This window comes from Caballeronia sp. ATUFL_F2_KS9A, from assembly GCF_023630765.1.
Classification (GTDB): domain Bacteria; phylum Pseudomonadota; class Gammaproteobacteria; order Burkholderiales; family Burkholderiaceae; genus Caballeronia; species Caballeronia zhejiangensis.
This window is the reverse complement of the sequence record NZ_JALQEK010000001.1, coordinates 308869-332222: the sequence shown is the minus strand read 5'-3', so window position 1 is coordinate 332222 and position 23354 is coordinate 308869. Positions and strand designations below refer to the sequence as shown.

The 23354-nt window shown below is 63.1% G+C and carries 14 protein-coding genes; 9 read left to right on the top strand and 5 right to left on the bottom strand.

Annotated features, from left to right (window positions below):
• On the bottom strand, nt 1-1068 hold the full coding sequence (gene hemH / locus NCS67_RS01580; protein WP_250433715.1) for a ferrochelatase: 1068 nt from the start codon (nt 1066-1068) through the stop codon (nt 1-3).
• A 123-nt stretch (nt 1069-1191) separates the two neighbouring features.
• Nucleotides 1192-2208, bottom strand: coding sequence for a heat-inducible transcriptional repressor HrcA (gene hrcA, locus NCS67_RS01575; RefSeq protein WP_008351475.1), 1017 nt, complete (start codon nt 2206-2208; stop codon nt 1192-1194).
• Nucleotides 2209-2394: 186 nt separating this feature from the next.
• Here hrcA and NCS67_RS01570 point away from each other — a divergent pair, with 186 nt between their 5' ends.
• Together NCS67_RS01570 and recN are read left to right on the top strand one after the other, a co-directional pair.
• Nucleotides 2395-3291 (top strand): NAD kinase, encoded by an 897-nt coding sequence (locus tag NCS67_RS01570; RefSeq protein ID WP_008351476.1) that lies wholly within the window; start codon nt 2395-2397, stop codon nt 3289-3291.
• Nucleotides 3292-3321: 30 nt separating this feature from the next.
• A complete protein-coding gene (gene recN, locus NCS67_RS01565) occupies nt 3322-4974 on the top strand; it encodes a DNA repair protein RecN (protein ID WP_034470661.1) in 1653 nt (550 codons plus the stop codon).
• Between the two features lie 9 nt (nt 4975-4983).
• Here recN and glnE read toward each other — a convergent pair whose 3' ends face one another.
• Nucleotides 4984-7782 carry a bifunctional [glutamate--ammonia ligase]-adenylyl-L-tyrosine phosphorylase/[glutamate--ammonia-ligase] adenylyltransferase gene (glnE, locus tag NCS67_RS01560; RefSeq protein ID WP_175979811.1) on the bottom strand — a complete coding sequence of 933 codons (2799 nt, stop codon included), beginning with the start codon at nt 7780-7782 and terminating at the stop codon, nt 4984-4986.
• Between the two features lie 182 nt (nt 7783-7964).
• Between glnE and NCS67_RS01555 the strand changes: the two genes are divergently transcribed.
• From NCS67_RS01555 to aroG, 4 genes are all read left to right on the top strand, one after another.
• Nucleotides 7965-12290: a YhdP family phospholipid transporter gene (locus tag NCS67_RS01555; RefSeq protein ID WP_250433712.1), complete on the top strand. Its 4326-nt coding sequence runs from the start codon at nt 7965-7967 to the stop codon at nt 12288-12290.
• A 55-nt stretch (nt 12291-12345) separates the two neighbouring features.
• Nucleotides 12346-13176 (top strand): carbon-nitrogen hydrolase family protein, encoded by an 831-nt coding sequence (locus NCS67_RS01550; protein WP_175979809.1) that lies wholly within the window; start codon nt 12346-12348, stop codon nt 13174-13176.
• Between the two features lie 127 nt (nt 13177-13303).
• Nucleotides 13304-14770: a metalloprotease TldD gene (gene tldD / locus NCS67_RS01545; RefSeq protein ID WP_008351481.1), complete on the top strand. Its 1467-nt coding sequence runs from the start codon at nt 13304-13306 to the stop codon at nt 14768-14770.
• Nucleotides 14771-15122: 352 nt separating this feature from the next.
• On the top strand, nt 15123-16196 hold the full coding sequence (aroG, locus tag NCS67_RS01540) for a 3-deoxy-7-phosphoheptulonate synthase AroG (protein WP_244807690.1): 1074 nt from the start codon (nt 15123-15125) through the stop codon (nt 16194-16196).
• Between the two features lie 99 nt (nt 16197-16295).
• On the opposite strand, the gene NCS67_RS01535 is transcribed toward aroG, so the two are convergent.
• Both NCS67_RS01535 and NCS67_RS01530 read right to left on the bottom strand, forming a co-directional pair.
• A complete protein-coding gene (locus NCS67_RS01535; RefSeq protein ID WP_250433710.1) occupies nt 16296-18164 on the bottom strand; it encodes a DUF4209 domain-containing protein in 1869 nt (622 codons plus the stop codon).
• Nucleotides 18165-18397: 233 nt separating this feature from the next.
• The gene (locus NCS67_RS01530) at nt 18398-18958 is read right to left on the bottom strand and encodes a cob(I)yrinic acid a,c-diamide adenosyltransferase (RefSeq protein ID WP_244808095.1); all 561 of its coding nucleotides are present in this window, start codon (nt 18956-18958) and stop codon (nt 18398-18400) included.
• Nucleotides 18959-19115: 157 nt separating this feature from the next.
• Here NCS67_RS01530 and NCS67_RS01525 point away from each other — a divergent pair, with 157 nt between their 5' ends.
• The 3 genes from NCS67_RS01525 (at nt 19116) to glcE (ending at nt 23346) form a co-directional block, all read left to right on the top strand.
• On the top strand, nt 19116-20534 hold the full coding sequence (locus NCS67_RS01525) for an FAD-binding oxidoreductase (protein WP_034470645.1): 1419 nt from the start codon (nt 19116-19118) through the stop codon (nt 20532-20534).
• Between the two features lie 101 nt (nt 20535-20635).
• Nucleotides 20636-22147 (top strand): FAD-linked oxidase C-terminal domain-containing protein, encoded by a 1512-nt coding sequence (locus NCS67_RS01520; protein ID WP_033536577.1) that lies wholly within the window; start codon nt 20636-20638, stop codon nt 22145-22147.
• A gap of 110 nt (nt 22148-22257) precedes the next feature.
• Nucleotides 22258-23346 (top strand): glycolate oxidase subunit GlcE, encoded by a 1089-nt coding sequence (glcE, locus tag NCS67_RS01515; RefSeq protein ID WP_008351489.1) that lies wholly within the window; start codon nt 22258-22260, stop codon nt 23344-23346.
• Nucleotides 23347-23354: the final 8 nt, after the last annotated feature.

Here is a 23354-nt window from a genome sequence, read left to right as displayed (position 1 = left end):
TCAGGCCACTGCGGTGAGCGGCTGCACAGTCTGCACGGGCCATCCCTGAAGATGTTGCGCGGCGATCTCGCCCAGTGCCTTGATCCACGCGGGCGCTGAGTTCAGGCAGGCAATCCGGTGAAAATGCTTGCCGCCCGCCTTCAGAAATTCGTCGCGCACCTCGATGCCGATTTCCTCGATCGTCTCGAGACAATCCGCCGTGAAGCCGGGACAGAACACGTCCACACGAGAAACGCCGCCCGCGCCGAGCTCCGCGACCGTCGGCGCGGTGTACGGCTGAAGCCACTCCGCCCGCCCAAAGCGCGACTGGAACGTCACGCGGCATTCAACCGGCGTAAGCCCGAGCGCGGCCATGAGCAACGAACCGGTCAGCTGGCACTGGTCGTGATACGGATCGCCGAGATCCATCGTGCGCTTCGGCACGCCGTGGAAGCTCAGCACAAGCTTGTCGCCCGCGGCGAAATCCGGCTGGCCGTGATGCCGCCAATAGTCGCGCACCTGCTCCGCGAGCGCCGCGATATACGCCGGATGATCGGCGTAATGGCGGATCGTGCGGATTTCCGGCTGATTGCGCACGCGCTTGAGCGCGGCGAACGCGTCGTCGAATGCGGTGGCCGTCGTGGACGACGAGTATTGCGGATACATCGGCAACAGGAGAATGCGGTCGGCGCCTTCGAGCTTCAGCTGATTGAGCATCGCGCCGATGCCCGGCGTGCCGTAGCGCATCGCATAGTCGACGATGACGTGATAGTCGTTCGCCGCGAAGAGCCGCCGCAAGCCGTCGACCTGCTTTTCCGTATGCACGCGCAGCGGCGAGCCTTCGGGCATCCACACTTGCGCGTACTTCTTCGCCGATGCGCGCCCGCGAAACGGCAGGATCAGGCCGCGCAGAATGAATTGCCACACGAATGACGGAATTTCGACGACGCGCGGATCGGACAGGAATTGCGCCAGATACTTGCGCACCGCCCGCGGCGTGGGCGCGTCCGGCGTGCCGAGATTGATCAGCAGCACCGCGACGCGATGCGAAGCGCTGGGCTGCGAGGGCAACTCGAGGTCGAAACGCATAAGGGAAGCGAGCCTGAAGATGGTCGTCGGAAAAGTTGAGGACCATTATAGCGGCGCGTTTCCGGACGCATCATTGGCCGAACGGCCTAGTGGCGCGCCCTTTCGCGGCGCGCCAAGATGGCGTCACTGATGACTGAGCGACATCGACAGCAAACGCGCGGTGATATCGACGATCGGAATCACGCGATTGTACGCCATGCGCGTCGGGCCGATCACGCCGAGCGTGCCGACGATCTTCCCGTTGACCTCGTATGGCGCCGTCACGACGCTCATTTCCTCGATCGGCACGAGATTGCTTTCTCCGCCGATGAAAATCTGCACGCCTTGCGCGTGACTCGATACATCCAGCAATTGCAGGAGGCTCGTCTTTTGGTCGAACAAATCGAAAAGCTTGCGCAGCCGCGCCATGTCGGACGAAAGGTCCGCCACTTCGAGCAGGTTGCGCTCGCCGGAAATCAGCACGGTGTCAGTGGGGTCCGTCTCGGCGGTGCTCGCGACCACGGCCGCCTGCATGAGCGCGGTCATGTCGCCGCGCAACTGGTCGATTTCCTCGCGCAAACGGCGGCGTACTTCGTCGAAGGACAGGCCCGCGAAATGCGCGTTGATGTAATTGGAGGCTTCTACGAGTTGCGAAGGCGAATAGTCGCGTTGCGTGGCCATCATGCGGTTCTGCACGTCGCCTTCGGGCGTCACGATGATGAGCAGAATGCGCTTGTCCGACAGCCGCATGAACTCGATCTGCTTGAACATGTGGCTCCGGCGCGGCGTGAGCACGACGCCCGCGAACGAAGACAGATTGGACAGCACGCTCGCCGCCGCCGCGACGATCTTCTGCGGCTCCTCGCCTTGCAGGCGAGTCTTCACCGCGGTGGTCATGGCCTCGTCTTGCGGTGCTTCTACAGTCAGCATCGTGTCGACGAAGAGCCGGTAGCCGCGCGGCGTGGGAATGCGTCCCGCCGACGTATGCGGGCTCGCGACCAGCCCGAGGTCTTCGAGATCCGACATGACGTTGCGGATCGTCGCGGGGCTCAGTTCGAGGCCGGAATGACGTGATAACGTGCGCGAACCGACCGGCTGACCTTCGGCGATGTAGCGCTCGATCAACGTTTTGAGGAGGGTTTGTGCACGTGGGTCTAGCATGGGGAAATTTTAGCTCAACGTGTCGGATAGCGGCGAGCCGCGCCGGGTGGTCGGCATTCAACGTCCGCTCCATTCTAGCGACAAACGGCGAGCCTGCCCGCGTCATGCCGCACGGTCTCGTCGCGGCGCGCCCGGCGGCCATCGCCCACGGTTCTTTTCGCTCTCTGACTATGGTGTAATGCCGGCATGGAAATTGGCCAATTCAAGACCGTCGCCCTCGTGGGGCGCACCAACACGCCGGGCATCGAGGCGCCGCTGAGATCGCTCGCCGATCTCCTCAGGAGCCAGGGCTTCGAGGTCGTCTTCGAGGCGGGCACCGCGAAGGACGTCGGCGTGACGGAGTTCCCGGCGCTCTCCATCGCGGAGATGGGCGCGCGCGCGGACGTTGCAATCGTGCTCGGCGGCGACGGCACGATGCTCGGCATCGGACGGCAGCTCGCGCCGTATAAAACACCGCTCATCGGCGTGAATCATGGCCGGCTCGGCTTCATCACCGACATTCCGCTCAAGGCGATGCAGGAAATCGTCCCGCAAATGCTCGCCGGCCAGTTCGAGCGCGAGGAGCGCAGCCTGCTCGAAGCGCGCATCGTGCGCAACGACAAGCCGATCTACCACGCGCTCGCGTTCAACGACGTCGTGGTGAATCGCAGCGGCTTCTCCGGCATGGCGGAGCTGCGCGTGTCGGTGGACGGCCACTTCATGTACAACCAGCGTTCCGACGGACTGATCGTCGCGACGCCGACCGGCTCGACCGCCTACGCGCTGTCGTCGGCGGGGCCGATCCTGCATCCGCAATTGCAGGGCTTCGTGCTCGTGCCGATCGCGCCGCATTCGCTGTCGAACCGGCCGATCGTGCTGCCCGACGATTCGAAAGTGACCATTCAGATCATCGGCGGTCGCGACGTCAACGTGAACTTCGACATGCAGTCGTTCACCGCCGTCGAACTGAACGACGCGATTGAAGTGCGGCGCTCGAAGCATACGGTGCCGGTGCTGCATCCGGTCGGCTACAGCACGTACGCCACGCTGCGCAAGAAGCTGCACTGGAACGAGCATCCGTCGCAGGATTCGTCCGCTCTCTGATCTGCCAGAACTTCCTTCCCCGAAGCGTCCATGCTCCGTCATCTTTCCATTCGAGATTTCGTCATCGTCGCCACGCTGGATATCGATTTCGATCCAGGCTTCACGGTCTTTTCGGGTGAAACCGGCGCGGGCAAGTCGATCCTCATCGACGCCCTCGCGCTCACGCTCGGCGCGCGCGGCGACGCGAGCGTCGTGCGCGCCGGTCAGGCGCGCGCCGACATCACCGCCGAATTTTCGACGCATCCGCTCGTCGTGCGCTGGCTGGACGAACACGCGCTCACGCAGGACGCCGATTCGGTCATGCTGCGGCGGGTGATCGATTCGGGCGGCCGCTCGCGAGCGTTCATCAATGGCACGCCCGCGACGCTCGCGCAGTTGCGCGAAGTCGGCGAAATGCTCGTCGATATCCACGGCCAGCACGCGCATCAATTGTTGATGCGACCGGACGCGCAACGCGAACTCTTCGACACGCACGCGCAGTTGCTCGACACGGCCGGCGCGGTGAATCGTGCGTGGCGAGCGATGCGCGACGCGCAGCAAGCCGTCGAGACCGCCCAGAATCGCGACCGCGAGCTGCAACTGGAACGCGAGCGTCTCGCGTGGCAACTGAGCGAGTTCGACAAGCTCGCGCCGCAGCCCGGCGAATGGGAAGAAGTGAGCGCGGAGCATCATCGGCTGTCGCATTCGGCGAGTCTCATCGACGGCGTGCAGGGTGCGCTCGGCGCGCTCTCCGAATCCGACGAAGCGATGATCTCGCAGCTCGGCGCCATCATCTCGAAGCTGCGCGGCCTGTCCGATATCGATCCCGCGTTGAACGACGTGCTCGCGTCGCTCGAACCGGCGGAAATCCAGTTGCAGGAAGCGTCGTATTCGCTATCGCACTACGCGCAGCGGCTGGAGCTCGATCCTGACCGGCTCGCGCAAGTCGAAAGACGCATGGAGCAACTGCACTCGACCGCGCGCAAGTTCCGCCTTCAACCCGAAACGCTGCCGGAAGAACACGACGCGCGCCGCCGCCAGCTCGCCGAACTCGATGCCGCCGCCGATCTCGATGCGCTCAACGCCGCCGCCGAGAAAGCGAAGAGCGAATATCTCGCGCAAGCCAAGGTGCTGTCCAAGGCGCGCGCGAAGGCCGCGAAAAATCTGTCGAAAGCGGTCACGGAAGGCATGCAGGAGCTGTCGATGGCAGGCGGCAGCTTCGAGGTCGCGCTCGTGCCGCTCGCCGAAGGCGGCGCGAACGGGCTGGAGCAGATTGAATTCCGCGTCGCGGGACACGCGGGCGTCGCGCTGCGGCCGCTCGCGAAAGTCGCGTCGGGCGGCGAACTGGCGCGCATCAGTCTTGCGCTCGCCGTCATCGCGAGCACGGCGAGTCCGACGCCCACGCTCATCTTCGACGAAGTGGACACGGGCATCGGCGGCGGCGTCGCGGAAGTGGTCGGGCGTCTGTTGCATCAGCTCGGCCGCGACCGTCAGGTGCTGTGCGTCACGCACTTGCCGCAAGTGGCCGCGCGTGGCGATCAGCATTTCCAGGTCGCGAAATCGTCGGACGATGCGGGCGGCACGGTGAGCACGGTAAAGCAACTCGATCGCGCAAAACGCGTGGAAGAAGTCGCGCGCATGCTCGGCGGTCTCGAAATCACCGCGACCACCCGCAAGCACGCGAAGGAAATGCTGGCGGCTTAAGCATCCGCGTCAGCCCGCCGACGCCACTGCGAACACGCGGTCCCACAGCGCCGTCACCGCGTCGCGTTCGGTCTGAACCGTGGCCGGATCGACGCGCGCCTTTTCCATACCGTCGAGCCGCAGCGTGTGCTGCAGCTTGCGGTACTGGCGATACGCCGCGCCGATCGCATCGGCTTCTGCTTCGGCGATCAATCCGCTTTTCGCGGCGATCTTCAACAGCGTGATATTCCCCGCGTTGCGCAGAAACTCGCGATGCTCGCGCGCGTGCAGCAACACCCAGTACTGAACGATGAACTCGATATCGACCATGCCGCCGCGATCGTGCTTCAGATCGAACAGGTCGCTGCGATTCGGATGGCCATCGGCGACGCGCTGGCGCATCGACACGATCTCGCGCGCGAGCGCGGCCGCGTCGCGTTCCATGACGAGCACGTCGGCGCGAATCTGCTCGAACTCCGCGCCGATTTCGGCATCGCCCGCGCTGTAGCGTGCGCGTGAAAGCGCCTGATGCTCCCAGACCCACGCCGTGTTCGCCGCGTCGCCCTCGCGAATCTGATAGCGGCGAAACGATGCGAGGTCGGTCACGAGCAGGCCCGATTCGCCATTCGGCCGCAGACGCAAGTCGACGTCGAAGAGCGTGCCCGCGCCCGTCGCCGACGTGAGCCACGTAATGAGGCGGCGCGTGAACATCGCGTAGATGTCGGAGGCCGCGTCGTCGGGATCGTCGTACAGAAAGATGAGGTCGAGGTCCGACGCGTAGCCCAGTTCCTTGCCGCCGAGCTTTCCGTACGCGATGACCGCAAAGCGCGGCGTCTCGCGATGCCGCTTCGGGAACTGCTTCCACACGGTCTGCACGGTGACGTCGAGCACGGCGTCGGCGAGTTCGGAGAGACGGTCGCTCACGTGCTCGACGCTCAGATGCCCGGCGAGATCGATCAGCAGAATGCGAAATACTTCGGCCTGATGCGCGTGACGCAGCAGATCCATTTGATGTTCTGCGTCCTCGGCGGCATCGAGCCGTGCGATCAGCGAGCGTTTGAACGCGGCCCAGTCGAACGGGCTGGCGATGGCTTCGTCGTCGAGCAATTCATCGAGCAATTGCGGATGGCGGATCAGATAGCCCGCCGCCCAGCGCGACCCCGACAGCACCGAGAGCACGCGCGCGAGCGCCGCCGGATATTCGGTCAGCAGCGCGAGATACGCGCCGCGCTTGGCCGTCGCTTCGAGCAGATCGAAAAGCCGCATGATGGTGTCGGCGCGGCGCGGCGCATCGATCGACTGCACGGCTTCTATCGAGCGTTGAGCGACGATATCGAAGCGTTCGCGGCTCTGCGACGGCAAGCCGGCGTAACGCGCCGAATTCCACACGCCCGTCAGACGTGCGAGCACCGGCGCCGGGTCCGCGAAGCCGAGTTCCATGAGGCGCGCGGCGAGCTCTTCCTGCGCGGAATCGTCGGCGAGCGCGCCGCTCCAGATCCACGACGCCACCGAATCCTCCGCGACGCCGCAGCCGCCCTGCCCGCTCACCTTGTCGGCGAAGATCGCGTCGAACTGCTGCTCGACGAGCTCGCGATGCGCGTCGAGTGTTTCCATCAGCGCGGCGTAGTCCGCGAAGCCGAGCGATTTCGCGAGCAACGCGCGCTCGTCGTCGGCGACGGGCATCGCGTGCGTCTGTGCATCGTTGCGGTATTGCAGCCGGTGCTCGACCGTGCGCAAAAAGAGATAAGCGTCGGACAGCGCCTTGCACACCTGCGGCGCGAGCAGGCCATGCGCAGCGGCGCGTTCGAGCACCGCGAGCGTCGGACGAATGCGGAAATCCGCTGCCTGTCCGCCTCGAATCAACTGAAATACTTGCGCGCTGAATTCGATCTCACGAATGCCGCCGCGCCCGAGCTTGATGTCGTCGGCCTTGTCGGGGCGCATCGACGCGCGCCGCCGCGCTTCCTGCCGAATCTGCTGATGCAGCGAGCGGATCGCGGCGATCACGCCGTAATCGAGATAGCGCCGGTAGATGAAGGGCGTCGCGATGGCTTCGAGCTGCTTCGCGAGACGCTTCGCCGAATCGCTCTTCGTCTCCGAGATGAGCCGGCCCTTGATCCACGCGTAGCGCTCCCATTCGCGGCCCTGCACGTAGAAATACTCTTCGAGCATGCCGAGACTGCACACGAGCGGGCCGGAGTCGCCGTTGGGACGCAGCCGCATGTCGACGCGAAAGACGTAGCCGTCTTGCGTCATTTCCGCGAGCGCGCCGATCAGCCGCCGGCCGAGCCGTGTGAAGAATTCCTGCGTCGGGAGCGCCGAGCGCGTGCCGCCCGAGGTTTCGCCGTCCTCTTCGTAGACGAAGATCAGATCGATATCCGACGATGCGTTCAGCTCGCGCCCGCCCAGCTTGCCCATGCCGACGACGCCGAGCGTGAGCCGCTCGCCGTCCGGTCCGCGCGGCTCGCCGAAGAGCGCTTCGAGATCGGCCGACAGCACCGCCAGCGCGCGCTGCACCGTGACTTCGGCGAGATCGGTCATCGCGCCGGTGACTTCGGCGACATCGGCGGTGCCCGCGAGATCGCGCTCCATCACCGTGCAGAAGACTTCGGTCCGCAAGCGGCGCAACGCGGTCTTGAGCGCGGCTTCATCGAGCACGCCGCTTTCGGTGCAAGGCGTGCAGTGCGCGTCCAGCCGCGCTTCGATCCACCCACGCGTGATGCGCGTCTGCGCCCATTGCGCGACATTCGACGCCAGTTCGGGACGCGCCGAGTACGCGCGCGCCGCATAGTTGGAATAATCGGAACTGAGAAGAGTTGCGTCGGTCATGAAAGGTTAGGTTCGCTCATTGCTTCCGGAAAGGCATCGCGGTATAACACCGCGCCGCAAGTCTTGCCGGGCGCGGCTCAGCGAGCCTCCACGAGTGCGCAGGCAGCGGCCGTCGCCGCAATGCCCGTGTTACATTTCAGCGTCAAACACGCAAAACTACCATATCGCCGAACAGCAGCAGCATGTCCGACAGCAGACGATCCGTCGACCCGACCGAAGTTGGACAAGCCAGGCCCAGCGGCAACGCCGAGCGCGTGCTTGCGCGCGTCTTCAAATTCCTTCTCGTCATTGCGGCCATCGCGTATTTCGCGGTGGCGGGCGTGTATGTCGGCCTGCGCTATATCGTCATGCCGCAGGTCGATTCGTTCCGGCCGCGGATCGAGCAACTCGTCTCATCGCAGATTCACGCCCAGTTGCGCATCGGCAGGATTTCCGCGCGATGGTCCGGGCTCTCGCCGACGATCGATATCGACAACCTGCGCATCGACGCCGCCGATGGCTCGCCGGGCCTCGCCGTGCCGCACGCGAGCGCGAGCATCGCGTGGGGATCGCTGCTGCATCTGCGGCCCAAGCTCGCCGATCTGACCGTCGACGGACCCGATGTCATCATCGCGCGCAACGCCGATGGCGCGGTTACTGTCGCGGGCGTGCCGATTCCCACGCATCGCACCGGTTCGAACGCATTCACGACCTGGCTGCTCGGCCAGGACCGCATTCTTCTGCGCGATGGCACGCTGCGCTGGCGCGACGCGCAGCGCGCCGCGCCCGAGATCGCGTTCAAGCGCCTGCACCTCGCGATCGTCAACGACGGCGCGCGTCATCGGCTTGCGCTCAAGGCGCCCGCCGATGGCGACGTGCTGCACGGCCCGCTCGATTTCCGCGCGGACTTCCGTCATCAACCTTTCTCGGCGATGGGCGCGCCCGCGAACTGGACCGGCCGTCTCTACGTTTCGACCGGTCCCGTCGATCTGCCGACGCTCGCGCGCTACGTGAAGCTGCCATTCCAGATGTACAGCGGCCGCATCAACAACCAGATCTGGCTGAACTTCGCGGGCGGCCAATTGCAGAACGCGACCGGCGACCTGACCGGCGCGAACGTCGCGCTGCGCACGCGCCCGACGCAGCCGCGCCTCGATCTTCCGATCGCCAGCTTCAACTGGAACATCGACAAGAAGGACAACGCGTACACGCTCGATCTGCGCGACCTGCACGCGGAGTTCGGCCAGTTGCCGCTCGACGACGGCACGCCGGTCGCGCGTCTGCTCGTGTCGCGCGCGCTGACGGCCACGTACCGGCTGCCTTCGGTCGGCAAGGGGCAATTGCTGCGGCTGACGGGCGATAGCGTCGATATCGGCATCCTCGCGGAATTCGCGCGCGCACTGCCGCTGCCGGCGAAGATCCTCAACGAGCTCGTGCGCTTCAATCCGCGCGGCCAGGTGTCCGATTACACGATCTACACCGAGCGCGCCGCGCCGAAGACCGAGGAAGAAGCGCAGCAGCAGCGCAAGAAAGGCGACGCGCCGCTTCTGCACTACGCGTTCAAGGGCGATCTCAACGGCCTGAGCGTGCAGGCGCAGGAGCCGCCGCCCGGGCTCACGATCAACAACCATCCGCGCGCGGGCATTCCGGGCGTCGAGAATCTGTGGGGCAGCGTCGACGCGAACGAGAAAGGCGGCCACATCACGATCGACACGAAGAACGTCGCCGTCACCGTTCCCGGCGCGTTCGACGATCCGCGCCTCGTCTTCGATTCGCTGCAAGGCCGCGCGCGCTGGACCGTCGCCGATGCGATCGCGCCCGGCGAACTGCGCCGCGCGTTCACGCTGCATCTGGAGACGCTGCGCGTGAAGAACGCGGATGCCGAAGGCGAGGCCACCGCGGACTACTGGAATCAGGGCCACGGGCGCGGCAATCTCGATCTGAAGGCGAAGGTCTCGCATCTGAAAGTGACGAGTCTCGTGCGCTATCTGCCGACGAGCCTCAACGAGCGCGTGCGCGTCTATCTCGGCCATGCGCTGCAGGCGGGCGTCGCGAAGAACGGGACGATCGAAGTGCACGGCGATCTCACGCGCTTTCCGTACGCGAAATTTCCCGATGCGGGCATCTTCCGCATCGAGGCGCCGTTCACCGGCGGCAAGTTCGATCCCACGCCCTTCCCGCCGCGCAAGATGGCCAACGGCCTGCCGAACTTCTGGCCGGCGTTCGAGGGTATCGACGGGACGTTCACGCTCGCGCAGAACAAGCTCGGCTTCGATATCGGCCGCGGGCATTATCGTGGCGTGAAGGTCTCGAAGGTCGTCGGGCGCATCGACGATACGGGCAATCGCGAAACCAAGCTGTGGATCGACGGCAAGGCGCGCGGCCCGCTCGCCGACATGCTGAAGTACGTCGACGACAGCTCGCTCGGCCTGATGGCGAAGCACGCGACCCGCAAGATCGACGCAAAAGGCAACGCGGATCTCGCGCTCACGCTCGGCATTCCGCGCTATCGGCCGCCCGCGCCGCAGCCGCCGATCAAGCCGGAGTACAAAGGCTCGCTCACCTTCGCCGACAACGAAGTCAGGTACGCCAATCTGCCGCCGCTCTCGCATCTGCGCGGCCGTGCCGATTTCGCCGCGAAAACCGTCACGCTCAATGGCCTCTCGGCGCAATTGCTCGGCGGCGATGTGCGCGCCAAGGGCGGCGTGCAGGCGGACGGCAGCTATGCGTTCGACGTGAACGGACGCATCGGCGCGGATGCCGCGGGCCGCCTCAACAAGCCGATGACGCCGCAAGTCGCGGCTTTCATGAAGCGCATCGACGGCGCCGCGCCTTACGAGATGCACGTTCACGGCGTCAAGAACGCGCTGCCGGTCGTGCAGGCGAGTTCGGATCTGACCGGACTCGGCATCGATCTGCCCGCGCCGTTCGGCAAGGCGAAAGGCGCGCCGATGCCGCTCACCTTCAGCTTCCAGCCATCATCGGGCGGCGCGCCGGATCTGCATGACGCGCAGTTGAACGTCGGCCCGGTGGCCGCGCATTACGTGTTCCGACAGATCGGCAAGGCTCAGGTCAAGATCGATCCGCAGAACGTCGCCGAGCCGATGAACATGCGCGCGCGCGTGAAGGTCGTGCGCGGCGCGATCGGCCTGAACAAGCCGGCGGATTTGCCGGCCGAAGGCGTGAGCGCGACCGCCGATCTGAACGAATTCGATGCCGATGCCTGGCGCAAGACTTTCGCCGAACTCAGCGCCGCGATGCCTGACTCGCCCGCCGACTCGCCCGCCGACGCGAACGCGCCGCGCGCACCGATGAGCGAGAACGTGAAGCAATTCATCCCAACGCGCGCCGCCATCCATTTCACGACGCTCAATCTGCTCGACCGGCGCTGGGAGAACGTCGCGATTGCCGCGAGTGAAAGCGAGACCGATCGCACATGGCAAGCGAACATCGCGTCGAATCAGATGTCGGGCGATGTCTCGTGGACGCCCGGCGCGAAGAAGGAAAGCCCCGGCGCGTTGCAGGCGCGCTTCGCGAAGATCGTGATTCCGGAGAAGAAGGAGCACGATGCCGCCGGCAAGCTCGTGATGAAGCCGCCGCGCAACATGCCGACGATCGATCTCATCGTGAACGAGATCGTGTTCCGCGACCACGACCTCGGCCGGCTCGAAGTCGACGCACATAACGAAGTCATCGCCGATGAGCCGATCTGGACGCTCGACAAACTCGAACTCGCGAACCCCGACGCGACGCTCACCGCGAACGCGACGTGGCGCACGCTGCCGGGCGGCGTCGTGCAGGCCGCCGCGCAACCGGACGCGATGCGCAGTCAGGCCGATGACGTCACTCCGCGCCGCACGTCGCTCAACTTCAAGCTCGACGTGAAGAACGGCGGCCAGTTGATCGACCGTTTCGGCGCGCCGCACGTGGTCGGTTCGGGCAGCGGAACCGTGTCGGGTCACGCGGCGTGGAACGGCGGGCCGACGGCCGTCGACGTGAACACGCTCGATGGCAACGTCGCCGTCGATCTGCGTCACGGGCAGATTCTGCGTGCGCCGGGCTCGGCGAAGTGGCTCGGCGTCTTCAGCCTGCGCAGTCTCGCGAGCCTGTTGACGCTGCATTTCGAGGATGTCGTCGGTAAGGGCCTGCCGTTCGAGAAGATCACCGGCAACGCGACGATCGTCGATGGCATCAGCCGCACGGACGACTTCCTGATGGTCACGTCGCCGGCGCGCGTGCAGATGCAGGGCATCGTCGATATGCCGAAGCAGACGCAAGACCTCCACGTCAAGGTGATTCCGACCGTCGGCGCCGGCGCGGTCGCACTGGGCGCGGCGGTCATCAATCCGCTGCTCGGCCTCGGCGCGCTCGCCGCCGATCTCGCGCTGTCGGCGTCGATTCAGAAAGCGTTCGCGCTCGACTATTCGATCACCGGCTCGTGGAGCAAACCCGTCGTTAAGCGGCTCACTGGCGATCAGGGTAAGATCGAAACACCCCCCACCGCCGTGGCTCCGGCCGCTGCCCGCTGAAACGGGCGTTCGGCGGCGCGGTTTTCGTCCCCTTTTTAGACAGCGCACCCAAGACATGAGCGAAAGATCGAGCGAAAGCGCGGCCCCGTTTCAGGTCGCCGCGCTGCAGATGGTCAGCGCGCCGGATCGCGACCGGAATCTCGCGGACGCCGGACGGCTTATCGCCCAGGCTGCGCGAAGCGGCGCGCAACTGGTGCTCCTGCCCGAATATTTCTGCTACATGGGTTTCAAGGACACCGATAAGCTCGCGATCCGCGAAACGCCGGGCGACGGGCCGATCCAGCGGTTCCTTTCCGACGCGGCGCGCGAACACGGCGTATGGATCATCGGCGGGACGTTGCCGTTGCAGTCGCCGGAACCGGATCGCGTGATGAACACGACGCTCGTCTTCGATCCGCGCGGCCAGCAGGTCGCGCGCTACGACAAGATTCATCTGTTCAATTTCGAAAAGGGCGAGGAATCGTTCGACGAAGCGCGCACGATCTGTCCGGGGAACGAAGTGCGCTCATTCGACGCGCCGTTCGGACGCGTGGGATTGTCGGTGTGCTACGACCTGCGCTTTCCGGAGTTGTATCGAAAGCTCGGCGATTGCGCGCTGATGGTCGTGCCATCCGCGTTCACTTACACGACCGGCCGCGCGCACTGGCAGACGCTGCTCACGGCGCGCGCCGTCGAGAATCAGTGTTATGTGCTCGCGGCGGCGCAAGGCGGCAATCACGAGAACGGACGGCGCACGTGGGGTCACAGCATGCTGATCGATCCGTGGGGCGAAATCGTCGATGTGAAGGATGAAGGACCGGGCGTCGTGATCGGCGGCATCGATCTGCAGCGCATCGCCGCCGTGCGACAGAGTTTGCCGGCTTACCGGCATCGCGTGCTCCGTTGAAGCGCGCGCGAACTTGAAGACGCGGGTTTCTCCCCGCACATGATGTGAGCGAATCGGAACGTAGAATAGGCTGCAAATCGTCTGCAAATATCATCGAACTCGTCACAGAACACGCAATAGGCACCGCATGAATATCATCGAACCCGGCATTCGTAACCTGGTCACGGCGAAGGACGTTTTGCTCACGCCCTACGGCCTCGACGAAGGCCTGATCACCCGCACGCTGGCGGAAATCTTCACGCATCGCGTCGATTACGCGGATCTCTATTTCCAGTCCACGCGCAGCGAAGCGTGGAGTCTCGAAGAAGGCATCGTCAAATCGGGCAGTTTCAGCATCGATCAGGGCGTCGGCGTGCGCGCCGTGTCGGGCGAGCGCACCGCGTTCGCGTATTCCGATGACCTCTCGCCCGAATCCATCCGTCAGGCCGCGATCGCCACGCGCGCGATCGCCAAGGCGGGCGGCGGCAAGCACAAGATCAAGCCGGCGAGCACGCTTACGGGCGTGTCGGGCCGCGATCTTTATCTCGCCGCCGATCCGCTGCATTCGCTCGACGCCACCGCCAAGGTGAAATTGCTGGAACGCGTCGAGCAAATGGCGCGGGCGAAAGATCCGCGCATTACGCAAGTGATGGCCGGCATGGCCGGCGAATACGATGTCGTGCTGGTCGCGCGCAGCGACGGCGCGCTCGCGGCGGATGTCCGCCCGCTCGTGCGCGTCTCCGTGACGGTGATCGCCGAGCAGAACGGCCGGCGCGAAATCGGCACCGGCGGCGGCGGCGGACGTTTCGACTACGGCTATTTCACCGACGCGATCCTCCAGAAGTACGTCGACGATGCCGTGCATGCCGCGCTCGTCAATCTCGAAGCGCGCCCTGCTCCGGCCGGCGCGATGACCGTCGTGCTCGGGCCGGGCTGGCCCGGCGTGTTGCTGCACGAGGCGGTCGGACACGGCCTGGAGGGCGATTTCAACCGCAAGGGCTCGTCGGCGTTCGCGGGACGCATCGGCGAGCAGGTCGCGGCGAAGGGCGTCACCGTCGTCGATGACGGCACGCTGCCGAATCGGCGCGGCTCGCTCAATATCGACGACGAAGGCAATCCGACGCAGTGCACGACGCTGATCGAAGACGGCATTCTCAAGGGCTACATTCAGGATTCGCTGAACGCGCGCCTGATGAAGATGCCGGTGACGGGCAACGCGCGCCGCGAATCGTACGCCGCGCTGCCGATGCCGCGCATGACCAACACGTACATGCTCAACGGCGACAAGGATCCGCAGGAGATTCTGGCGTCGGTGAAGAACGGCCTGTATGCGGTGAACTTCGGCGGCGGTCAGGTCGATATCACCAACGGCAAGTTCGTGTTCTCGGCGTCCGAGGCCTACATGATCGAGAACGGCAAGATCACGTATCCGGTGAAGGGCGCAACGCTGATCGGCAGCGGGCCTGAGTCGCTCAAGTACGTGACGATGATCGGCAACGACATGTCGCTGGATAGCGGCGTCGGCGTCTGCGGCAAGGAAGGACAGAGCGTGCCGGTGGGCGTCGGTCAGCCGACGTTGCGTATCGAGAAGATGACGGTCGGCGGCACGGTCTGATCGCCCACCGCGTGCATGCGGGATTTCCGCATCGATCGGGCGTGGATGTAGCGTCTTCGTTTCGTTCGGTGCGGATTGTCCGCGTTTTTGCGTGTGCAGGGTTGTCAGCGCTGCACGTTTGAGGTTATAAAAGCAGTCACAACTTTTTTCGACCGACGTCCGGTTTCTTTTTCGATCCATCATGTCCGCCAAGTTTTATTTTTATTTCTTTTGGCATCTCAGACCGCTGGCGGATCGAGAGGGTGAGTCGTACACAGGTTGAACAAACCGAATTCCCGAAAAAACCGCCAGCGAGTCTGGCGGTTTTTTTTCGTCTCATATTTGATTCGCACGCTGCCGCTGGAGAACCGACATGCCCCCGCACAATACCGATGACGTTCGTATCCGTGAACTGAAAGAGCTGACCCCGCCCGCGCATCTGATCCGCGAATTCCCCTGCGCCGAGCCGGTTTCGGAGCTGATCTATAACGCGCGGCAGTCGATGCACCGCATTCTTCATGGGATGGATGACCGGCTGATCGTCATCATCGGACCTTGCTCGATTCATGATCCGAAGGCCGCTATGGAATATGCGGGGAAGTTGATCGAGCAGCGTAAGCGTTTTGCGGGTGAGCTGGAAATCGTGATGCGCGTGTACTTCGAAAAGCCGCGTACCACCGTTGGATGGAAGGGGCTCATCAACGATCCGTATATGGATAACAGCTTCAAGATTAATGATGGGTTGAGGGCTGCGCGGGAATTGCTCATGCATGTCAATGAGCTTGGGCTGCCGGCTGGGACTGAATACCTCGACATGATTAGCCCGCAGTACATCGCCGATCTGATTTCTTGGGGAGCGATCGGGGCTCGAACGACGGAATCGCAGGTTCATCGGGAATTGGCTTCGGGGCTGTCGTGTCCTGTTGGGTTCAAGAATGGCACTGACGGAAATGTAAAGATCGCCGTCGATGCGATCAAAGCGGCTTCGCAGCCACATCATTTTCTTTCAGTGACCAAAGGCGGGCATTCGGCGATCGTTTCTACCGCGGGGAATGAGGATTGCCATATTATTTTGCGCGGAGGGAAAGCGCCTAATTATGATGCTGCGAGTGTGGATGCGGCTTGCTCGGATATCGGGAAGGCGGGGTTGGCGGCGCGTCTGATGATCGATGCGAGTCATGCTAATAGCTCGAAGAAGCATGAAAATCAGATTCCGGTCTGTGAGGATATTGGTAAGCAGCTTGCGGCTGGAGATGAGCGGATTGTCGGCGTGATGGTGGAATCGCATCTCGTTGCCGGGCGGCAGGATTTGAAGGAAGGGTGCGAGTTGACGTATGGGCAGAGTATTACCGATGCCTGTATCGGGTGGGATGAGAGTGTCGGCGTGCTTGAAGGACTGGCGGAAGCGGTGAAGCAGCGGCGGGTTGTGAGGGGTGGAGGCAATTAACTGATTTGCTCGGCATTGTGCGGGCTTGCCGACGCACAATGCCGATTTGTTCCGACTCCAGCATTTCCAAACCACATACTACGACTATGATTGCGTAGGTCAGGTCGATATTGGCCCTTCGTCGTCCGCTGTCTCCCCGTTCTGCGTTGCATTCCAAAAGGGGAGGAAGACAAGCTTCAGGCAGAACCACCAGGCGTAGATGGAACCTGCAGAAAAGCAGTCATCCTCGTTCAGTAAGCCATGAGCGAGTTCGTTGCGGATATTCCACCCCAACGGATCGCAGAAGAGCGCGCGCATTTCGAACGCGAGGTCGTTACCAAAAACCTGCTCTAACTCTGGCAATTCCAGGAGTGTACTCAGCCCATTCTCATTCTCAACGCCGTTTCTAGCAACATTCGTCGTCTTAGCGCCTGCCGCTTTGAGTTGGTATCGAACTACGTGCTCGACTTGAGGTACCAACAGATGTAAAGCGGCAGCAAAGTCATTATCGAATCCGGCATACAAACCTCGTCCAAACATTTCGGCTCGATCCGCCGGAACGATCGGTGACTTATATGCCAGCGCTGCGAAGTCGGCGCGACGCAGTCGATGCTCAAGCCTTATCATGTCGAGTGCCGGTAAAATGAGCGCTTGCGTTACCAGACCTAATTGCATGCTGTACTCGCGCATCATCTCAGCATGGACCGCCGCATCATGATCATCTGAGCCGTGGTCTCGTGGCCCAGCACCGGGCCGCTTTGCGATTACTCTACCGTCGCGCGAGTAATAAACCGCGGCAAAAAGCGACAACAACGGGAATTCTTTGAGGCTTTGCTCGGATCGTTTACGCAGCTGTTCAGCACCTATCCCTCGTGTAACGTTCACAAACGCATTTAACGCATCCAGCGGCGCCTTTCCTTTCACGAGATCTGTTGCACGGTCGATTATCTCCGTAACATCAATCGGGTCCGAGCGAAGCACGTGCATCTCACCTAATGCCCCAGCGCCCGCTCTAGTCAACTTTTCGTGCACTTCGGCGATCCGCTTCTCGACAGCGTGTTGACCCCTAAGCGCGCCGGGGATTCGGCGATACGATTGTATAGCCTTCTCATAAAAATCTGCCGCGACCATGTTGCTGGGTACATATGACGATAGTGCTGCATCCGCTTCAGCCTCCCATGCTTTGGCGAGATTCGCGAGCATTTGCGCCGAGCTATTTTTATCCCCCATCGCCGAGAACCAATGCTCCGCTTCTTCGAAATATGTCCGGCTTGCATGAAACTCGTTTTTCTCTCCAAGGACGAACGCAATTGCCCCCAGACTCTCGGAAATAGCATAAGCAGCAGCTGTCCCAAATCGATTTTGCCTCATAAACTCTGCCAGCCAGAAGGCCATGAATCCATCGCTCGCATCGAGTTGGAGAAAACGCGCCAGGGCAGCCGACTCAATAGCTTGCAGATCCTTCTCCGCGGTTCGCCTAAGCATCCTCGCCAAGCTTACGGCGCGACGCCAGCAGTCATCTCCACCAGCAATCCAAGTTTCAAGCCTCAACGGAATCGTTACGTAGGCGTTGATGGCCATCAACGCAAACTTCGGATTCGGCGGCCGCAACGTGAGCCAAGCGAGGTCCGATAACCTTGCTCTTAGCCAAGGGTTGTCTACGAAGTCAACGAAGCTAGCGAGTAGGCTCAGGTCTTCGATCGAAAAGTCCGACGGAAGCGCGGAACGCCTTCCATCGGTTAGCGACAACATCGGCCTGAATGGCTCATTGATGCTCATCGGTGCAAGCATCATCGAAGTCGCATGGGCTAGAAGCCTCAAGCACTCACCCTTTCTTAAGTCTTTCTCTCCAACTGCGGACGTGGCGGCGTTCGAAAAATCTTGGAAAAGACCGGTATAACCTTTGCAAAGGTTATTTTTTACGATTAACTCCCATCCGCAGCCTCTCATCTCCGCGAGCGTCATTGCCGGAGCATTTTCGCTGTGCATGATGTAGTCGCGCCCTCAGTGTTGTATTGGTTATCAATGACCACAGAGTACTCCGATTTTCTAGTCGGAGTGGCGACAAAATCGCACAGGAAATAATTTCAGAGAATACTGAATCGACGTCTAAACTGAACGCAAAAGGGCTCAGCGTGGAGAATCATGGTTATTCTCTTTGGAAAACTACAAAAGGCTTCAATAAGCAACACGGCGTGACGTATATGCCAATATGGCCGCCTTCACATAGGTGATTTGATGTGAATCCAGAGGATGTCCTCGCCGCCATCCGCGCGATTAAGTACTCGCGCAAGAACAAATAAAAGATCGGATAGTCGATTCACATACCTCCGCGGCGCCTCATTAACCCCAGCAGTTTCAATGCGCCCCAACGCGACAATAGCCCTCTCTGCCCGACGGCAGACAGTGCGCGCAACATGCGCCAGCGCCGCCGCCCTTGACCCACCCGGCAAAATAAATTCCTTGAGCGGCGGCAATGTCGCGTTGTATTCCTCCAGCCACGCGTCTAATTGAGCGAGATGCGATTCCTGAATCATCGAATGCCCCGGAATCGACAACTCCCCGCCCAAATCAAACAAATCGTTCTGGATCCGAGTTAAAGCATCGCGCACATCTGAAGGCATCGGCTCACACAGAAGGACGCCGATACACGAATTCAACTCATCCACATCCCCGATTGCAGCAATCCTCGCATCGTCCTTGGAAACGCGGCTTCCATCGCCAAGACCCGTCGTTCCATCATCGCCGGTACGCGTGGCGATCTTGCTCAAGCGGTGACCCATCATCGACTCCTGAAAAGCGGACAAAAACCCCGACCCATTATAGGCACGCGCCTCCGCGCGAAGCCCGCGGCGCCGACCGGCTCCTCGACGGCGTAAAATGAGATAGAAAGCCACGCCCAGAACAGAAACCAAAGCCGCACCGCCCGGAGACACGCACGTGAATCACCCGACCGAACATCAGGCGCTTCAGAAACGCCCCTTCCCCGCCGCGCTTCTCGATGCCCTGAAGCAGCAATTCGCCGACCGCGTCTCCACTGCGCAAGCAGTACGCGAACACCACGGCCGCGACGAATCGCCGTTCGATCCGCAACTTCCCGACGCCGTCGTCTTCGCGCGCAGCACCGACGAAGTGCAAGCCATCGTCAAGCTCTGCGCCGAACACGACGTCCCGATCATCCCCTACGGCAACGGCTCGTCGCTCGAAGGCCATCTCCTCGCGGTGCAAGGCGGCGTCTCCATCGATTTGTCGGAGATGAACCAGGTCGTCTCGATCAACGCCGAAGACCTAACCGTCACCGTGCAGCCCGGCATCTCGCGCAAGCAACTGAACGAAGCGCTCAAAGACACCGGCCTCTTCTTTCCGATCGATCCGGGCGCGGACGCGAGCATCGGCGGCATGTCCGCGACGCGCGCCTCCGGCACCAACGCCGTGCGCTACGGCTCGATGCGCGAAAACGTCCTCGCGCTCACCGTCGTCCTCGCCGATGGCCGCGTCATCAAAACCGGCACGCGCGCGCGCAAATCGTCGGCGGGCTATGACCTCACGCGTCTTTTCGTCGGCTCGGAAGGCACGCTCGGCGTCATCACCGAAATCACCGTGCGCCTCTATCCGCAACCCGAAGCGATTTCGGCGGCCGTGTGCGCGTTTCCGTCGATGGGCGACGCCGTGCGCGCCGTCATCGAAACCATTCAGATGGGCGTGCCGATCGCGCGCGTCGAATTCGTCGACAAGCTCGCCGTGCGCGCCATCAACAAGCATTCGAATCTGACGCTACGCGAATCGCCGATGCTGTTCTTCGAATTCCACGGCACCGAATCCGGCGTCGCGGAACAGGCGCAGACGGTGCAGGACATCGTCGCGGAAAACAAAGGCGAGGACTTCGAGTGGGCGACGCGCCCCGAAGATCGCAGCCGTCTCTGGAACGCGCGCCATTCCGCCTACTTCGCGATGCTGCAACTGAAGCCCGGCTGCCGCGCCGTCACGACCGACGTCTGCGTGCCGATCTCGCGCCTCGCCGAATGCGTCGAGGAAACGGAGAAGGACCTGCAAGGCTCGTACTTGCCGAGTCCGATCGTCGGGCATGTGGGCGACGGCAATTTCCACGTCGCGATGCTGCTCGATCCGGCCAAGCCCGAAGAGCTCGAAGAAGCCGAGCGCATCAATCGGCTCATCGTCGGACGCGCGCTGAGGATGGGCGGCACCTGCACCGGCGAACACGGCGTCGGGCTGCACAAGATGGGCTTTCTGATCGACGAACACGGCGAGGACGCCGTCGACACGATGCGTGCCATCAAGCAGGCGCTCGATCCGAAGAATCTGATGAATCCGGGGAAAATCTTCGCTTTCGAAGGCTGACGAAGTCGCGCAAGATGCACGCATGAAGACGCGGCGCCGACCGCGCGGTCATCGAACAAGGAGGAGACGTGAACGCACCCGACGAGCTCAAAGCCGAGCAGATGTCGCCGAATCTGCCGCACGAAGACGCGCCCGCGCTGACCGAAGATCAGCTCGCCGCGCGTCAGCGTGAAGTCGTGCAGGCGCTGATGGCCGTGCTGCCGACGCACTGTCTGCTCTTTCGCGAGGAAGACACGGCCGCGTACGAATGCGACGGCCTCGCCGCGTATCGGCGTTTGCCGCTCGCCGTCGCGCTGCCTGAAACTGAAGCGCAGGTGCAGCGCGTCGTGCAGATCTGCGCGCGTCTCGCCGTGCCGATCGTTCCGCGCGGCGCGGGCACCGGCCTCTCCGGCGGCGCGATGCCGATCCGCCACGGCATCGTGCTGTCGCTCGCGCGCTTCCGGAAGATCATCGAGGTCGATCCGTACGCGCGCACGGCGACCGTGCAACCGGGCGTCCGCAATCTCGCCATTTCGGAAGCCGCCGCGCCGTTCGGCCTCTACTACGCGCCCGATCCGTCGTCGCAGATTGCGTGCACGATCGGCGGCAACGTCTCCGAAAACTCGGGCGGCGTGCACTGCCTGAAATACGGGCTCACGGTTCACAACGTCCTGCGCGTGCGCGCGGTGACGATGGACGGCGATGTCATCGAATTCGGCTCGCTCGGCCCCGATGCGCCCGGCCTCGATCTGCTCGCGGTGATGATCGGCAGTGAAGGCATGTTCGCGATCGTCACGGAGATCACCGTCAAGCTGATTCCGAAGCCGCAGACCGCGCAAGTCATCATGGCGAGCTTCGACGATGTCGTGAAAGGCGGCAACGCGGTCGCCGCGATCATCGCGGCGGGCATCATCCCGGCCGGACTCGAAATGATGGACAAGCCCGCGACGCGCGCCGTCGAGGAATTCGTCAACGCGGGCTACGATCTCGACGCCGCCGCGATCCTGCTATGCGAATCCGACGGCACGCACGATGAAGTCGCCGAGGAAATCGTCCGCATGACGGCGGTGCTGCGCGAACACGGCGCATCGCGCATCCAGATCTCGCGTTCAGAAGCCGAGCGCCTCAAGTTCTGGTCGGGCCGCAAGAACGCCTTTCCGGCGGCGGGCCGCATCTCGCCGGACTATTACTGCATGGACGGCACCGTGCCGCGCCGCGCGATCGGGCCGCTGCTCGCGCGCATCGAAGAGATGGAGAAGAAGTACGCGCTGCGTTGCATCAATGTGTTCCATGCGGGCGACGGCAACATGCATCCGCTGATTCTCTTCAACGGCAACGATCTCGACGAGTGGCATCGCGCGGAAGCGTTCGGCTGCGACATCCTGGAGGCGTGCGTCGAACTCGGCGGCACGGTGACGGGCGAGCATGGCGTCGGCATCGAGAAGATCAATTCGATGTGCGTGCAATTCTCGCCCGAAGAGCGCGACGCGTTCTTCGCCGTGAAGCGCGCGTTCGATCCGCCGGGTCTGCTCAACCCCGACAAGGGCATTCCGACGCGCGCGCGCTGCGCCGAATACGGCAAGATGCACGTGCGCGGCGGCCTGTTGCCGCACCCCGAGTTGCCGCGCTTCTAGCCGGGAGAACGCGTTCCGCTATCCACGTTTCCCCGCGTGTGGCGCCGTTAAGCGGCCGGTACAATCGACCGGACTGCCATAGAAAACCAGAATTCGAGAGCGGAACACCCATGGAACAGGACGACGTCGTCGCCGGCTGGTCGGAGAGGATCGCCCGGGCCACAGAAACCGGCACGCTGCTGCGTATTCGCGGCGGCGGCACGAAGGACTGGTACGGTCAGACGCTCCAGGGAGAGATCCTCGACACGCGGGCGTATCGCGGCATCATCGCGTACGATCCGGCGGAGCTCGTCATCACCGCTCGAAGCGGCACGCCGCTCGCCGAAATCGAAGCCGCGCTGCGTGAGCACAATCAGATGCTGCCGTTCGAGCCGCCGCATTTCGGGCGCAACGCGACGCTCGGCGGCTGCATCGCCGCGGGGCTTGCGGGCCCGCGACGCGCATGGACCGGCGCGCCGCGCGACTTCGTGCTCGGCGCGGTCGTCATGAACGGCCACGGACAAGTGCTGCACTTCGGCGGGCAAGTCGTGAAGAATGTCGCGGGCTATGACGTGTCGCGCCTGCTCGCCGGATCGCTCGGCACGCTTGGCCTGATTCTCGAACTGTCGATCAAGGTGCTGCCGCGCCCCGTCGCCGAAGCCACGCTGAAATTCGACATGCACGCGACAGACGGCGTGCGCAAGCTCAACGAATGGGGCGGGCATCCGCTGCCGATCTGCGGCAGCGCGTGGCGCGACGGCACGCTCGCGCTGCGTCTCGCGGGCGCCGAAGCAGCCGTGAAAACCGCGCGCAACACGCTCGGCGGCGAGGTCGTCGATGCGGTCGAAGCCGACCGATTCTGGATCGGCATGCGCGAACAGACCGATCCGTTCTTCGCTGTCATCGAACCGCGTTCGGCGCTGTGGCGGCTCGCTTTGCCGTCGATCGCCGAGCCGCTGCATCTGCCGGGCGCGCAACTGATGGAATGGGGCGGCGCGCAACGCTGGTGGATCACCGACACCGATCCGCAAACCGTGCGCATCAGCGCGAAACAGGCGGGCGGCCACGCGACGATCTTCCGCGCCGGCTCCGCCTACGATCGCAATGCAGGCGTTTTCACGCCGCTGCCCGCGCCGCTCATGAAAATTCACCGTGGATTGAAAGTTGCGTTCGATCCGGCGCGCATCTTCAATCGCGCGCGTTTGTATCCAGACTTCTAGGCGCATCG

Excerpts from the sequence above, each read along its gene's own strand:
- NCS67_RS01550 (WP_175979809.1), top strand. The coding sequence starts at position 12,346 with ATGAGCGAAAGATCGAGCGAAAGCGCGGCCCCGTTTCAGGTCGCCGCG.
- NCS67_RS01530 (WP_244808095.1), bottom strand. The coding sequence starts at position 18,958 with ATGGGTCACCGCTTGAGCAAGATCGCCACGCGTACCGGCGATGATGGA.
- NCS67_RS01520 (WP_033536577.1), top strand. The coding sequence starts at position 20,636 with ATGTCGCCGAATCTGCCGCACGAAGACGCGCCCGCGCTGACCGAAGAT.
- glnE (WP_175979811.1), bottom strand. The coding sequence starts at position 7,782 with ATGACCGACGCAACTCTTCTCAGTTCCGATTATTCCAACTATGCGGCG.
- aroG (WP_244807690.1), top strand. The coding sequence starts at position 15,123 with ATGCCCCCGCACAATACCGATGACGTTCGTATCCGTGAACTGAAAGAG.
- NCS67_RS01535 (WP_250433710.1), bottom strand. The coding sequence starts at position 18,164 with ATGCACAGCGAAAATGCTCCGGCAATGACGCTCGCGGAGATGAGAGGC.
- hemH (WP_250433715.1), bottom strand. The coding sequence starts at position 1,068 with ATGCGTTTCGACCTCGAGTTGCCCTCGCAGCCCAGCGCTTCGCATCGC.
- hrcA (WP_008351475.1), bottom strand. The coding sequence starts at position 2,208 with ATGCTAGACCCACGTGCACAAACCCTCCTCAAAACGTTGATCGAGCGC.
- NCS67_RS01570 (WP_008351476.1), top strand. The coding sequence starts at position 2,395 with ATGGAAATTGGCCAATTCAAGACCGTCGCCCTCGTGGGGCGCACCAAC.
- glcE (WP_008351489.1), top strand. The coding sequence starts at position 22,258 with ATGGAACAGGACGACGTCGTCGCCGGCTGGTCGGAGAGGATCGCCCGG.
- NCS67_RS01555 (WP_250433712.1), top strand. The coding sequence starts at position 7,965 with ATGTCCGACAGCAGACGATCCGTCGACCCGACCGAAGTTGGACAAGCC.
- tldD (WP_008351481.1), top strand. The coding sequence starts at position 13,304 with ATGAATATCATCGAACCCGGCATTCGTAACCTGGTCACGGCGAAGGAC.
- recN (WP_034470661.1), top strand. The coding sequence starts at position 3,322 with ATGCTCCGTCATCTTTCCATTCGAGATTTCGTCATCGTCGCCACGCTG.